The sequence below is a fragment of the Kribbella sp. NPDC049174 genome (assembly GCF_043197365.1).
Taxonomy (GTDB): domain Bacteria; phylum Actinomycetota; class Actinomycetes; order Propionibacteriales; family Kribbellaceae; genus Kribbella.
The window spans coordinates 154,909-169,280 of sequence record NZ_JBICSZ010000007.1 but is presented as its reverse complement, the minus strand read 5'-3'; the positions used below and the strand labels follow the sequence as shown (position 1 = coordinate 169,280).

Sequence of the window (14,372 nt, the reverse complement as noted above, 5' to 3'; positions counted from 1 at the left end):
TCATGCTCACTCCGCGGGGATCTTGTTGATCGCATGGTCGCCGGTGGCCCACAGGTACTGCACCGCATAGGCACGCCACGGCCGCCACGCACGGGCGTGGGCGATCAGGGATTTGGGGGCCTCGGGCAAGCCTAGATCACGCGCCGCGTACCGGATACCCAAATCACTGGCCACGAAGGCGTCCGGGTCGCCCAGCGCACGCATCGCGATCGACTCGACCGTCCACGGCCCGATCCCCGGCAGTGCGGTGAGTTGCGCACGTGCCTTGTCCCAGTCGCTCCCCGCGCCGAGGTCGATCTCACCGGCGGCGAGCGTCTCGATCAGCGTCATCAGCGTCGTACGACGGGACTTCGGGAACGCGAGGGTCTCCGGATCGAGCTCGGCCAGCGCCTGCATGGTCGGGAACAGATGCGTGAGCCCGCCGGCCGCGTCCTCGATCGGCTCACCATGCTGCCGGACGAGCCGATGAGCGTGCGTCCGCGCGGCCGCTGTCGACACCTGCTGCCCGAGCACAGCCCGTACGGCGAACTCCTGGCCGTCGACCGTATGCGGCACCCGGCGACCAGGCGCCTTCGCGATCAGCGCTGCGAGCACCGGGTCGGCGCCCAGCAGGTCGTCGACCGCGACCGGGTCGGCGTCGAGGTCGAGCATCCGGCGGCACCGGCTGATCGCGATCGCCAGGTCACGCTGATCGTTGAGTGACAGCTGGCAGGCGATGTGGTCAGGCATCGGCTTCAACGCGACGACACCATGGCCGTGCGGAAGCCGGAGCGTGCGCCGGTAGTGACCGTCGCGCCACTCCTCCACGCCTGGTACGCCGGTCGCGATCAGATGGCCGAACAGGTTGTCCGGAGTCAGCGGTGCGCGGAACGGCAGCCGGAGTGAGATCGTGCCGGGCGCGGCGGTCGTCGTACCCTTCTTGGCCCGGCTGCGCAGCTCGGTCGGCGCGAGGGCAAACACCTCCTGCACCGTCTCGTTGAACGTCCGCACGCTGGAGAACCCGGCCGCGAACGCCACGTCGGCCATCTGCAGCTCACTGGTCTCGATCAGCAGCCGGGCGGTCTGCGCGCGTTGCGCCCGCGCGAGCGCGAGCGGACCGGCGCCGAGCTCGGCCTGCAGCTGGCGCTGGACCTGACGGACGCTGTACCCGAGGTGGGTGGCAAGGCCTGGTACGCCGTCGCGGTCGACCACGCCGTCCGCTATCAGCCGCATCGCGCGGGCGACGAGGTCGGCGCGGTGGTTCCACTCCGGCGACCCCGGGCTGGCGTCCGGGCGGCAGCGCTTGCAGGCGCGGAACCCGGCCTGCTGAGCGGCGGCGGCGCTCGGGTAGAACCGCATGTTCTCGACCTTCGGCGGCGCCACCGGGCAACTCGGCCGGCAGTAGATCTTCGTCGTCAGCACCGCGGTGAAGAACCAGCCGTCGAACCGCGCGTCCTTGGACTGGACCGCGCGGACGCACCGTTCTCTGCATTCGTACACGTCCCCCAGCATCCCTGCTGCCGCCGACAGTCTCTAGCGGTTTTGCGACATGGAGGGATCGCGAACTGGGTCGGATAGCGGAAACGCGACGCCAGGATCCGGCGTCCGATTTCCGCCAGAACCAGGCGACGCACCAAGGTCAACTGGAAGACATGAACGAACTACTTGGCAAGAAGGCATTGGTGACCGGTGGCAGCCGCGGAATCGGAGCGGCGACCGCGATCGCGCTTGCCGAACGCGGCGCGGATGTCGCGCTGACCTACAACAGTTCCGCAGACGCCGCGGCGAAGGTGGTGAAGGAGATCGAGGCCCTCGGCCGGACGGCGTACGCGTTCGAGGTCGATGCGGCCGACGCGATCGCAGTGGCGGACGGCGTGGCCCGGGCCGCGGACCAACTCGGCGGGCTCGACATCCTGGTCAACAACGCGGGTGTCGGCGCGATCGGCCCGATCGGCGACTTCACGCTCGACGATGTGGACCGGGTGCTCGCGGTGAACATCCGTGGTGTCTACGCCGCCGCGCAGGCCGCCGTACTGAGACTGTCCGACGGCGGCCGGATGATCCACGTCGGCAGTTGCGCCGCGGGCCGGGTCACCAGCCCGGGGATGACGCTGTACGCGATGAGCAAGTCGGCACTGGTCGGTCTCAGCAAGGGCCTGGCCCGTGAACTCGGATCGCGCGGCATCACGTCGAACGTCGTCCAGCCGGGCCCGATCGACACCGACATGAACCCGGCGGACGGCCCGTACGCCGCGGCCCAGATCGCCGACCTGGCCCTGGACCGCTTCGGCACCACCACCGAGGTCGCGGCCGCGATCACCTACCTGGCCGGCCCGACCACCGCCTACCTCACCGGCACCGAACTAACCATCGACGGCGGCCACACCGCCTGATCCGTACTCCTGCGGGGACCACCGCGGGTCCGTCGGCACCACCGCCTCGGCCGCGACCATCGAAGGTCGCGGCCGAGGCGTTGACATGGCCGGGGCGGAGCGGCAGACTGCGGTTGTTTTTAACGTTCAAAGTGTCGTGGGAGGTTGCCGTGGCTACGTTGAAGCAGGTTGCCGCCCACGCCGAGGTGTCGGTCCAGACGGTGTCGAACGCTCTGAACGCACCGCATCGCCTCCGGCCGGACACGCTCGAGCGGGTGAACCGGTCGATCGAGCTGCTCAACTACCGGCCCAATCGTAACGCCCGCAGCCTGCGCACCAGCGCCGTCGAACTGATCGGCTACTGCGTCCCCAGCTGGCCGAACCAGACCCACCTGGTGATGGACCAGTTCCTGCACGAACTCTGCACCGCCGCCGAGACGACCGGCCGGCACATCCTCCTGTTCACCGCCCCGGCCGCCGTCGACGGCATGCCGACGTACGACGACCTGCATGCGCGCCGCCTGGTCGACGGGTTCGTGCTCTCGCAGACGGAGACGCACGACCCGCGGCACGGCTGGCTGAAGGAGAAGCAGATCCCGTTCGTGTCCTTCGGCCGGGTGTGGAAGCAGACCACCCAGCCCGGCCCGTGGGTCGACGTCGACGGCGCGGCCGGCTCCGCGACGGCGGTGCAGCACCTGTACGACACCGGCCGCCGGCGGATCGCCTTCCTCAGCTGGCCGAAGTCGTCCGGCCTGGCCGAGGACCGGCTGGCCGGCTGGCGCGGCCGCTGCAAGGAGCTCGGCCTTCCCACCGCCGGGCTGGCCGTGCGTTGCGGCGAAGACGCCATCGACGAGGGCGCCCGGGCCACCGCCGAGCTGCTCGACAGCGACCAGCCGCCGGACGGAATCGTTGCCCTGAGCGACATTCTCGCCCTCGGCGCACTCCGCGAGCTCGGCCGCCGCGGTCTCACCCCCGGCGTCGACGTCGGCGTCACCGGCTTCGACGACTCACCGCTCGCGTCGGTGGTCTCCCCCGGCCTGACGAGTCTCCGGCAGCCGATGGACCAGATCGCGTCCGAGCTCATCGCCACTCTCACTGAAACGCCGAGCCTGACCGGTACGAGCAACGGCGTACCGACCGAACGCCTGCTGCAACCAGAACTGGTGATCAGGGGTAGTTCAGCCCCTGGCTGATGCGGTGCACGCGCGCCGCGAAAAGGAGGACACCGCCATGACTCTCCGCCCAACCGTCAGACGCAGCACCGCCCCACCACGTCGAGCCCGGCGGACGGCCGGCATCACGCTGCTCGCCGCAGCCACGATCCTGGCCGGCACCGCCTCCGCGACCGCCGGCTCGACCCCACCCCAGGCAGCTTCCGGACCGACCGCCGCACCGTCCGAGCTGTCCGAAACGACCCGGCTTGCCGACCGGCGGTCGCTGGTGGTCGGCGACCGCGCCTACGCGATGGGCGACGAGACCGGCCTCTACCCCGCGGCCGGATGGCACATCCGCGGTGAGATGGGCGGCTTCTGGACCCAGCCGATCAAGCTCCTCGACGGCCTGTGGTTCGGGCTCGACGGCGCCTGGCTCGGGAAGGACGTGGCCGCGCAGAAGTACACCAGCGGCCACGGCTACAGCCGGATCGACTACTCCGGTGATGTCCGCGTCCGCCGTACCGACTTCGTCCCCGACGGCATCCGGGCGACCCTCGTCGGCCTGACACTCGAGTCCAGTACGGCGAAGACGGTCAAGCTCGACGTGGACGCACACTCCGAGCTGATGCAGTCCTACCCGTGGGGCTGGACGACGCCGAGTGCGGCCACCGCCAACCTGCCGGACACCGGCGCGTACGCCGACGGCTCGCTGCGATTCCGCGAGCAGGGCACACCGCCGCACCCGAACGCGACCGCCCACGACTTCGCCGCGTTCGTCGGATCGTCCCTGCGTCCGACGGGCCACGCCCTGAGCCCGAACAACCGCGGTCCGCAGGACCCGGCGGTGATCTGCCCGGCCGACGGTACGACGCCCGCACGCTGCGACGACTCGCTCGTCGGCAAGGGCACCGGCGGACGACTCACGTACGACGTCAAACTCGCGCCCGGTCAGTCGAAGACGGTCTGGTTCGCCGTCGCCGGCTCGGATGACGGAGTGTCGGCCGCTCAACGCGAGTACCGCCGTGCTCTGAGCAGCCCGGAAGCGTTGCTGAAGGCAAAGACTCGGGACCGGCAAGAGATCGACAGCATGTCCGCGGTGGACCTTCCTGGTGACCGGCTACTGCAGCAGAGTGTCGAGTGGAGCAAGCAGAACCTCGCGGACTCCGTCCAGGAGGCACGCAACCTGCGCATCCGCGACGTGAACGAGGGCAAGGACTACCCGGCACCGGTCGGTACCGTCGAGGCCGCGCGCTGGTTCGGCGCGGGCTTCCCGGACTACCCGTGGATCTTCGCGACCGACGGTGAGTACATGGCCTTCGCCGCGGTCGCGGCCGGTCAGTTCGACACGGTGAAGGAGCACCTGCGCGCGCTGCGCGACATCAGCGATCTGCTCAACAACCGCAGCGGCAAGGTCGCGCACGAGGTGGTCCCGACCGGCGACGTCTACTTCGGCTCCAACCAGAGCGCGGGCAACACCGACGAGACGGTGAAGTTCCCGAGCGCCGTCGCACTGCTGTGGCGGTGGACCGGTGACGACAAGTTCCGCGACTCGATGTACGACTTCAGCGTCCGCAACCTGCAGTACGTCTACCGCGAGCTGGACAAGGACGGCGACGGCTGGCCGGAGGGCCTGGCCAACGTCGAGCGCAGCGGGATGGGTGTCGAGAAGCTCGACAGCACCGTCTACCTGGCCCGCGGTCTCCGCGATCTCGCCGACCTGGCGGCGTCCAAGAAGGACACAGCGGTCCAGCAGTGGGCGACCACCCGCGCGAACGACCTCGAGTCCCGCTTCGAGGCGCAGTGGTGGGTCCCGCAGGCGATGGGGTACGCCGACTCGGTCGACGACCCGGCCAACCCCGCCAACGACAACACGCCGATCTTCCAGCGGCACTGGATCGGTGTCACGCCGATGGAGGCGGTCCTGAACCGGCCCGGTCAGCCAGACTCTCCGCTGGCCTCCGCGGAGCACGGCGCCATCGCCCTCGAGCAGCGCGAGACGCCTTGCTACACAGGCGAATTCGGCCTGTTCCACACCGGCACCGGGCCGACGTCGGCTCCGGGCGGCAACCGTGGCGCCTCCTGTGACCCGATCGTCTCGACGGTCCAGAGCGAGCGGGCGATGTTCGGGCTGAACACGTCGATCATGGCGGTTGCTGAAGGCAACTACGGACGGCTGGGCAAGGACCAGCAGCAGGTCTACACGACCGGCAACGCCCGCATCCAGCTCGACCCGACGGTGTGGGAGACCCCGGGCGCGATGCCGGAGATCGCACCGTCACCCGACTCACCGGCGAACATCGGCCGGCCGTTCTACGACCGCTCGATGTCGCTCCAGGCGTGGGGCGCGTACGGCATCCTGTGGCCGGTCGTGCACCAGCAGCTCGGTGTGGACCCGGACCTCGGGCACGGCACGGTCGCGGTGATTCCGCAGCTTCCGGAAGGCCAGCAGAAGGTGGCCGGTAGCAACATCCGGCTCGGCCGCGGCTCGGTCGATGTGTCCGCACGCCTTGCAGGTAAGGAATTGCGGACCGACGTGAGGGTGAAGGGTGTCGGCGCGAAGTTCACGATCGGCGCCGTCCTGCCGGCCGGCGCGACGGTGAAGAGTGTCTCGCTGGACGGTCGCGCGGCGTCGTACCAGCTGGTGACCACGACGCGTGGAGTGGAGGTGCAGGTCGCGGCCCGCGGTTCGTCCTCGGCGCTGAAGATCACCCTTCGCTGACTGACCCCGTGGCGGCTCGTTCCTGCCGGGCCGCCACGGCCGCCCTCGGGACTCCGACCCGGTGAGCCCCGAACCGCCGGCCGGCGCACAACCGTTCTGTGCGCCGGCCGGCCCTTTGCTGTCGGCCCTGTGTGGTCGGCACTGAGTGTGTTGTTATCGGCACCGATCGGTGCCGATAAGCGCAAAGAAGCGGGGCCCCTCCGAGTATGAGTCGGAGGGGCCCCGCATAGCTGAAGGAAGGTGACGTCTCCAGCCTCCCGAACGGGTCCGTTGGGCCGGCAGACCCCGTCACCGGTCTACCTCAGTGGGGATCCCCACCGCTAGGGTCCTCGGTTTCCGTTCGACCCACCGCTCAGATCAGAAGCGGCGTGTCGACATTTCTACCGCCGCTCCCCAGGGCCGCACAAGCCTTTCCTGCCAAGAGATTTCGTCAATTCGCGAGCGACCGCGTGTCGTCCACAGTGATACCGCAACCATCCACAGAAATACCTCGACTTATGCACACCCCCTGTGCATAACCAGGGTGTCAGCCCTTCGCTTGTTTCAGTGCCATCGGTCGCAGCAGAAGGTAGCCGACGTACATCCCGAGGACACTGACCACCAGGATGGACGGTACGGCGACAGCGAGTGGTGGACGCTGATAGCCGATGCCGTTCAACACGTCGGCGAGCCACTGAGCGATCAACAGGAACTCGGTCACCGCCGCCGGGATCAGCGAGAGCGGCAGCATCAGCACACCGCGCCAGAAGCCGAACCGGTAGAACGTGATGCCGAGCAACCAGCCGGCCGCCTCGTGCGACAGGATCAGCAGGAAGAACTCGGTGAAGATCAGACCGGCCTGCGTGGTGTCGTGGAACAGGTGCGGGTTCTCCATCGTCTGCGACCAGCCCTGGACGCTGTAAAGCAAGCGCTCGCCTTGATACATCAGCACCCACAGCGACGCCGTCGCGATCGCGGCGCCGGTGAGGTAGATGCTCGCGGCAACGGAAAACATCCGGCGGGTGACGCCCTGGGCGATCATCAGGCCGACGTACGCCGGGGTGATGGTGATGCCGAGCGCCATCGAGAAGTACTTGGGCGACTGGGTGCCCCAGTCCCACGTGCTACGGGGGAGCCCGCCGGTGGCGACCAGATACCCGACGCTGATCGCGAGGAACAGGAACAGCATCACGAGCCAGTAGCCGGTCAGCATCGGCCGGGTGCCGACCATCATCGCCAGCACGACCTGCCGCAACCGGTTGGTCGAGGTGACGCCACGCGGGAGGGCGTACGCCGGACGGGCCTTGTCGACTGTGGTCGTCATCGGCGCGCTCCCTTGCCATTGGCGGTGAGATGGACGAACAGGTCCTGCAGTCCGACCGGACCGATCTCGAGACCGGCCGCATCTGCCTCGGCGAGCAGGTCGGGATCGAGATCGCCCAGCACGGTGGTGGACTTGGTGCCGCCGAGCTTCTCCTCGGCGAGCACGGTGAACCCGGAGGTGAACTCGTCCACCACCGCGGCCGGACCGACGATCGATGCGCCGCGACCGCGGAGGGCGTCGACCGGCGACTGCGTGACGAGCCGGCCGTTGTCGAGGATGACGACCTCCTCGAGCATCGTGCTGACCTCGCTGACCAGGTGCGTCGACAGCACGATCGTGCGCGGCACCTCGGCGTAGTCGGCGAGCAGAGCGTCGTAGAACAGGTTGCGGGACGGCACGTCCATGCCCAGGTAGGTCTCGTCGAAGATGGTCAGCGGCGCGCGGCTGGCCAGCCCGAGGACGACCCCGAGCGCGGACTTCTTACCGCGGGACAGCTTCTGCACCTTCTGGTTCGTCGGCAGCTCGAACCGGTCGAGCAACTCCTCGGCGAGGTCGCTGTCCCAGTACGGACGTAGGCTCGCGGCGAGACCGATCACCTGTTTGACCTGCGCCGCGTCGACCAGGTCGCCCGTCTCGCGGATCAGGCAGATCCGGCTGGTGACGACCGCGTTCTCGTACGGCTCGGCCGCCGTACCGAGGTCGCCGCCCTCGATCAGGACGCGGCCCTCGTCCGGCTGGCGGAATCCCGCCAGGACCGCGGCGAGAGTGCTCTTGCCAGAGCCATTGCGGCCGAGCAGGCCATGGATCTTGCCCGGTGCCAGCCGCAGGTCGAGCCGGTCCAGCGCGGGCACGCTGGCGAACCGGACCGACAGGTTCTCCGTCCGCGCCGCCAGTGCATGCTCGGTCTCCGTCGCGGCGGCGAGGTCTGTGGGTTCCACGGTGCGGTTGGTCATCAGGCGTCTCCGTAGATGCGGATGTGCTGGACGACGTCCTTCAGTGGTACGCCGATCGCCTTGGCCTCGCGGATCATCGGGTCGACCACGTCGGCGAAGAACGAGTCACGCCGGGCGGTGCGGAGCAGGTCCCGCGCGTTCGGGCTGACGAACATCCCGATCCCGCGCTTCTTGTAGAGGACACCCTCGTCGACCAGTTGGGCGAACCCCTTGGCCGCGGTGGCCGGGTTGATCCGGTAGAACGCGGCGTACTGGTTCGTCGACATCACCTGCTCATCCTCGGCGAGGGCGCCGGTGACGATGTCGTTCTTGATCTGCTCGGCGATCTGCAGATAGATCGGGCTCCGGTCATCGAACATCACGGCCTCCTCTCCCGGGTCCAGGCGCGTAGGTTCTTAGGTTCATTACTTGAGCAACGAACCATAGCACCCCCGCCAGGTCATCAGGTCTCACGATCGGCCGGGCCGGGTCGCGACCGATCGGCCTATCCGCCGGAGGAGGCGGACGCGTGGGCCTGCTGGAGTGCCTTCTTCAGGGCCGGGACCACCGGGCCGACGCGGACCGCCAGCTGGGCCAGGCGGTCCTTGTGCCGGGCGCGCTGGTCCTTGGTCACGACGGTGCGCAGGTCCCCCGTCGCGGCCAGTACGACGACCGCCGCGTCGCGGAGGTCGATGCGTGTGACGAGACGGGCCGGCCGAAGCGTGTCCGTGGCGTTACGCAGCAAGTGGCGTCGTACCAGCGGATGGCGCAGGGTGATGCGGTCGGCCGGGAACAGGCCGAGGATGCGGTAGCGCTCCACCTTGATCAGGCGGGCGCGCTCGAGCTCGTCGCGGACGTCACGAACGATCGCGCCGTGGCGCCGGTCGACCCAGGTCCGCCACTTCCGCGGGCCGACCCGGCGGATGTCCTTGAGCACCCCGGCCAGCACCGGGTCGACCGGATCGGCCGCCTTGGTCAGCCGGGCCCGGCCGTTGTCGTCGGCAAGGTTTCCGCTCAGCTGGAGATCGACGAGCGCGGCGGCCCGGAGGGTCCGGCCCAGCTTCGTCCATCGGCCGACCAGACGCCCGCTCTCCGGATCGTAGGCCAACAGAAAAAGTCTTGCAGGCAAGGCGTCCGGGGCCTGAACCCTGCCGAGGGCAACAACCCGGGGACGCCGGAGCGGAGGCCGCCGCGGCAGCGTCCCGCGGCCGCCCGGGGCACGCACCAAGCTGAGGTGGTTGCCTGAGGCGACGGTACTGACACTTCTACTCATCGTCTTCCTCCTTGGACGGGCGGCCCGGGCGGCGCATCTTGCCGACCCCGGACGGGAGCCGGCCGGCGTCGGCGAGCGCCCGGCGGAGCAGGTACTCGATCTGGGCGTTGGTGCTGCGCAGGTCGTCGGCTGCCCAGCGGGCCAGCGCATCATGCACCAAGGGATCCAGCCGGAGCAGGATCTTCTTGCGTTCGACGGCCACGGCGGGGCCTCACTGGTAGAGCGTGCCGGTGTTGACCACAGGCTGGGCGTCCTTGTCACCGCACAGCACGACCAACAGGTTGCTGACCATGGTGGCCTTGCGTTCCTCGTCCAGCTCGACGACGTCGTGCTCGGACAGCCGATCCAGGGCGAGCTCGACCATGCCGACCGCCCCTTCGACGATCCGCTGCCGGGCGGCCACGATGGCACCGGCCTGCTGGCGGCGCAGCATCGCCTGCGCGATCTCCGGCGCGTACGCGAGGTGGGTGATGCGGGACTCGATCACCCGGACCCCGGCAGCCTGCACCCGGGCGCCGATCTCGGTCGACAGTGTCTCGGTGATCTCGTCGGTGCTGTCTCGCAGCGACAACCCGCCGTCCTCGGTGTGGACGTCGTACGGGTAGCTGTTCGCGATGTGCCGGACCGCGGTCTCGGTCTGGATCGCGACGAACTCGACGAAGTCGTCCACCTCGAACGTCGCCTGCGCGGTGTCCTCGACCTGCCAGACCACCACCGCGGCGATCTCGATCGGGTTGCCGTCGGCATCGTTGACCTTGGCAACGGCCGTCTCGTGGTTACGGATCCGGGTGGACACCACCTTGCGGGTGGCGATCGGATTCACCCAGCGCAGCCCGTCGGTGCGGATCGTCCCGCTGTACCGCCCCAGGATCTGCAGCACCCGCGCGCGGCCCGGCGCCACCGGCGTCAACCCACCGGCCACGGTCAGCCCGGCGAGGAACACCAGGATCGAGATCACGACCACGGCACCCGTCCCGTTCGCGATCCCCAGGACGAACGACACCACCCCGAGCACCACCAGCACGAACGCGACCCCGGCCATCGGCCACCCGTTGATCTCCCGCGCCACCCGCTCCGTCACCTTCGGCGCCGGCATCTCCACCGCGACATCCACCTCAGCCATCACCACTCCTCTCGAATATCCAAAAGGTAGCATTGTGATATCACTTTTTCAACACACGCTCCCGCCGACGCATCGGACGCCCGGGTCAGCCGGTCAGAGCGACGATGGTCGTGGGTGTGGGGTCCACGGCGATCAGGCCGCCGCTGGCCTTGACGAGATAGGCGGCGTAGGTCTCGTCCTTGCGGTTGAGGGTGACCCACATGAGGCCGGTCTCGTGGTGTGGGCCCCAGGAAGTGATCTTGGTGTCCTCGCTGCCGGGGAGGGTCGGCCTCGTACAGATCCAGTCGTGGATGCGCCGGAGTTCGGCTTCGGCGGGCTTCCAGCGGCGTACTCGGAGGCGGTCGGGGTAGACGACGAGGGCGGTGAGCTCTTCGCGGGCGCGGTCGACCTCGGACAGCTCCCGGACGGAGACGACCAGGAGCACGTGGCCCAGGTTCGAGTCGAAGGCCGCCCGGTCGATCGCGACGGTCGCCTGGGCCGACACCAGGTTGTTCTCGAGCCAGCGCTCGATCAGCGGCAGGTCCGTCGAGACCGACAGCTGTTCGTGCGGTGGCAGGGGTTTCATAGCGGTTGGGCGAGGGCGGTGAGGTGTTGTTGCCAGGTGGTGGATTGGGAGTTGGGGAGGGGGTCGATGGCGGAGTCGGACCAGGCGTGGACGGGGCGGATGCCGTGGAGGGCGTTGAGGAGCCAGACCTCGTGGGACTGGAGGTCGGCGGGGGTGCAGGCTCGTTCGGCGATCTCGACGTTTTGGGTGGTGGCGACCTGGCGGAGCAGGGCGGCGGTGACCGACGGGAGGAGCGGGCGGTCGGCGGGTGGGAAGCAGAGGGTGTCGTCGTCCCACCAGGCGATGGCGGAGAACGCCGCTTCCAGCACCGTGCCGTCCTGGTCCAGGAGAAGGATCTCGTCGGCCCGGTGCGACGCGGCTTCCTTGAGTTTGCCGAGGAGCTCCAGGTCGGGACCCTTCACCCGCGGCGTGGTGCGTGGGTCGGGACCTTCGTGGACGGCGACCCGCACGCGACCCCCGACCGGAGGAGCCGGTCGGAGCTGGACCGCCAACTCACCCGACGTTCGGAGCTCGAAGCGAGGGAACCAGCGGCCGAACCCCGGCAGCCGGCCGACCTGCTCGGTCCAGAAGGCCGAAGCCTCGACACCGGCCGCCGCACACGACCCGACGAACCGTTCCCGGTGCAGCTCGATCCCCCGAACCTTGCCATTGGCCACCAGGAACGAATCCGCCACCTGCAACTCACTCATTTCCCCCACCCTTCGGCCGCGGCGTTCCCGCCGACGGCTGCCGTTGCCTTCAGCACCATTTCGTCGTACTCCGCGACCGGGTCCGAGTCGAGCACGATCGCCCCACCCGTCCCGACCACGGTCCCGGACGGCGTCAGTACCGCCGTCCGGATCACCACGCTGAGATCCGCCCGCCCGTCCACGGTCAGGTAGCCCAGCACCCCCGAATACACCCCGCGCGCACTCCACTCGAGCGCGTCGAGGATCTCCATCGTCCGGATCTTCGGCGCCCCGGTCATCGACCCCGGCGGGAAGCAGGCCCGGACGGCGTCGACCGCGGACACCCCGGACCGCAGCCGGCCGCGCACGGTGGTAACGAGCTGGTGGACGGTCCGGTAGGTCTCGACCTCCATCAGCTGCGGCACGTGCACCGTCCCCGGTTCGCTCACCCGGCCGAGGTCGTTGCGGATCAGGTCGACGATCATCAGGTTCTCGGCCCGCGTCTTCTCGTCCTCGGCGAGCGCCTTCGCGGCGAGCTGGTCGGCCGCCGGGTCCGCCTCCCGCGGTGCGGTCCCCTTGATCGGCCGGCACTCCGCCCAGCCGTCCGCGTCCACGGTCAGGAACCGCTCCGGCGACGAGCTGGCCACTGCGAGATCGCCGTACCGGAGGAAGGCGGCGTACGGCGCCGGGTTCTGGGCCCGCTGCCAGAGGAAGAACTCGAACGGATCGGGGACGGCGGGCAGCCGGACGCGGTTCGTCAGGCACACCTCGTACGTCTCCCCGGCCTCGAGCGCGGCCATGCACTTGCCGATCCCGGCCAGGTACGTCGCCCGGTCCTGCTCCAGATGCGTCTCGAGATCGAGCCGCGCGATCGCCGGTGTGTCGACCCCGCACATCGACCAATGGGCCGCACTCCGCGTGGCCCGATCGAGCCACCCGTCGTCGCCCTCGTCCACGCTGACCAGGTAGCTCACATCCCGGTCGTGGTCGATCACCACGAACCGGTTCGCCCAGATCCACAGCGCGTCCGGCGTCGGCGACTCGTGCGCCGCGACTCCCCCGGTCAGCGCCTTCAGCTCGTACCCGAAGTACCCGACGTACCCACCGTTGAACACCCCGGCCAGTTCTGCAGGTACGTCGTCCAGCCGCGCCCCCTTGGCCGCGATCAGCCCCTGCAACTCGCTGAACACGTCGCCATCGGCAACATCCCGCACGACGACCTCCGCGCCGACCCCGAGCGTCGTACCGAGCACCGACACCCGTCGGACCGCCCGATCGGTCAGACTCCCGTCGAGCCAGAACGCAACAGCTTCCCCGGCCAGCAGCTCGCGGTAGACCGTCTCACCGTCAAGCGCCCGGTCAACCGTCCGCACAGACCAGCGCAGCGCACTCACAGGCACACGTTACCTACCGTGGGCGCCGGTGAGGGCCTGGGTTCAGGAGACGGTCAGGGCCAGCTTGGTTCTCATGGCGGTGATTCGGCGGATCGGGATGGCGACCTCGAGGCCGTCCTTGGACTCGGCGCGGTCGGCGAGCCAGCCGGCGGCGGTGTCGCGGCGGAGGTCCGGCGTACCGGGAAGGTAGAGCGCGTTGACCAGTCGATGGGCGTCGTCGCGGGTGCGGATCATGTACACGTACCGCTCGCGCTGGCTCTCCATCACGTCGAAACCGGCGTGATGCAACTTGTCCTTGAGCTCGGTGATCTCACCACCGGCCGGGAACTGCGGGGTCGACCGCAGCCGCGTGGTCAGCCCGCTCAACGTGCGGATGTCACCACGCCGGAGCGGTCGCACGGCCGGCACGATCGCGGCCAGTACGCCGCCGCGGCGCAGTACCCGGGCCGCCTCGGCCAGTACGGCGGGCAGCGGCTGCAGCACCATCAGTCCCATCGAGCAGGTGACGACGTCGAAGACCTCGTTCGCGAACGGGAGGTGCAACGCATCGGCCTGCACCTTCGGACCCGGTGCGCCGGCGAGCTGGGCCGGGTTGTTGTCGACACCGACGACCCACCGCCCGTACAGCTCACGCGCGACCGGACCGTTCCCGCACGCCAGGTCGAGCACCCGGCGGGCCTCGCCGGAGACAGCGCGGACCAGCCAGCGGTACGGCGTGTGGTCGCCTGCCACCGCTCGGGACAGCAGGGCTTCGGTGCTGCCCGGAGCCGCGGTGTGGAACTCCCGCAGATACTCCGGCCAGTCGATCTCGTTCTCAGACATTGCGGACAGACGCTACCTCGTGGCCACACGCTGTACAGCATCGAGCGCTCAGCGTTGACGGCCTTAAT

14 protein-coding genes are annotated in these 14,372 nt (G+C 69.2%); 3 read left to right on the top strand and 11 right to left on the bottom strand.

Annotation, left to right across the window (positions count from 1 at the left end; all coding sequences use genetic code 11):
* Positions 1–6: 6 nt before the first annotated feature.
* The gene (locus ACGFIF_RS30545) at positions 7–1,479 is read right to left on the bottom strand and encodes an AlkA N-terminal domain-containing protein (RefSeq protein WP_393159253.1); all 1,473 of its coding nucleotides are present in this window, start codon (positions 1,477–1,479) and stop codon (positions 7–9) included.
* Positions 1,480–1,631: 152 nt separating this feature from the next.
* Between ACGFIF_RS30545 and ACGFIF_RS30540 the strand changes: the two genes are divergently transcribed.
* The 3 genes from ACGFIF_RS30540 to ACGFIF_RS30530 all read left to right on the top strand — a co-directional run bounded on the left by ACGFIF_RS30540 (position 1,632) and on the right by ACGFIF_RS30530 (position 6,224).
* Positions 1,632–2,372, top strand: a complete 741-nt coding sequence (locus tag ACGFIF_RS30540) for an SDR family NAD(P)-dependent oxidoreductase (RefSeq protein WP_393159252.1) — start codon at positions 1,632–1,634, stop codon at positions 2,370–2,372.
* Between the two features lie 149 nt (positions 2,373–2,521).
* Positions 2,522–3,544, top strand: coding sequence for a LacI family DNA-binding transcriptional regulator (locus tag ACGFIF_RS30535; protein ID WP_393159251.1), 1,023 nt, complete (start codon positions 2,522–2,524; stop codon positions 3,542–3,544).
* Between the two features lie 37 nt (positions 3,545–3,581).
* Positions 3,582–6,224: a glycogen debranching protein gene (locus ACGFIF_RS30530; protein WP_393159249.1), complete on the top strand. Its 2,643-nt coding sequence runs from the start codon at positions 3,582–3,584 to the stop codon at positions 6,222–6,224.
* A gap of 526 nt (positions 6,225–6,750) precedes the next feature.
* On the opposite strand, the gene ACGFIF_RS30525 is transcribed toward ACGFIF_RS30530, so the two are convergent.
* From ACGFIF_RS30525 to ACGFIF_RS30480, 10 genes are all read right to left on the bottom strand, one after another.
* Positions 6,751–7,527, bottom strand: coding sequence for a hypothetical protein (locus ACGFIF_RS30525; RefSeq protein WP_393159247.1), 777 nt, complete (start codon positions 7,525–7,527; stop codon positions 6,751–6,753).
* Entirely contained in the window at positions 7,524–8,480 is a 957-nt protein-coding gene (locus tag ACGFIF_RS30520) for an ATP-binding cassette domain-containing protein (protein ID WP_393159245.1), read from the bottom strand. The genes ACGFIF_RS30525 and ACGFIF_RS30520 overlap by 4 nt, the downstream gene beginning before the upstream one ends.
* Positions 8,480–8,839, bottom strand: a complete 360-nt coding sequence (locus ACGFIF_RS30515) for a GntR family transcriptional regulator (RefSeq protein WP_393159243.1) — start codon at positions 8,837–8,839, stop codon at positions 8,480–8,482. The genes ACGFIF_RS30520 and ACGFIF_RS30515 overlap by 1 nt, the downstream gene beginning before the upstream one ends.
* A 125-nt stretch (positions 8,840–8,964) precedes the next feature.
* On the bottom strand, positions 8,965–9,732 hold the full coding sequence (locus tag ACGFIF_RS30510) for a GPP34 family phosphoprotein (RefSeq protein ID WP_393159242.1): 768 nt from the start codon (positions 9,730–9,732) through the stop codon (positions 8,965–8,967).
* Entirely contained in the window at positions 9,725–9,934 is a 210-nt protein-coding gene (locus ACGFIF_RS30505; RefSeq protein ID WP_393159240.1) for a hypothetical protein, read from the bottom strand. The genes ACGFIF_RS30510 and ACGFIF_RS30505 overlap by 8 nt, the downstream gene beginning before the upstream one ends.
* A 9-nt stretch (positions 9,935–9,943) precedes the next feature.
* Entirely contained in the window at positions 9,944–10,855 is a 912-nt protein-coding gene (locus tag ACGFIF_RS30500; protein ID WP_393159239.1) for an SPFH domain-containing protein, read from the bottom strand.
* Between the two features lie 85 nt (positions 10,856–10,940).
* A complete protein-coding gene (locus ACGFIF_RS30495) occupies positions 10,941–11,420 on the bottom strand; it encodes a hypothetical protein (RefSeq protein WP_393159238.1) in 480 nt (159 codons plus the stop codon).
* On the bottom strand, positions 11,417–12,109 hold the full coding sequence (locus ACGFIF_RS30490; RefSeq protein WP_393159236.1) for an aminotransferase class IV: 693 nt from the start codon (positions 12,107–12,109) through the stop codon (positions 11,417–11,419). The genes ACGFIF_RS30495 and ACGFIF_RS30490 overlap by 4 nt, the downstream gene beginning before the upstream one ends.
* On the bottom strand, positions 12,106–13,482 hold the full coding sequence (pabB, locus tag ACGFIF_RS30485) for an aminodeoxychorismate synthase component I (protein ID WP_393159235.1): 1,377 nt from the start codon (positions 13,480–13,482) through the stop codon (positions 12,106–12,108). The genes ACGFIF_RS30490 and pabB overlap by 4 nt, the downstream gene beginning before the upstream one ends.
* Before the next feature lie 42 nt (positions 13,483–13,524).
* Positions 13,525–14,304 (bottom strand): class I SAM-dependent methyltransferase, encoded by a 780-nt coding sequence (locus ACGFIF_RS30480; protein ID WP_393159233.1) that lies wholly within the window; start codon positions 14,302–14,304, stop codon positions 13,525–13,527.
* Positions 14,305–14,372 lie beyond the last annotated feature (68 nt).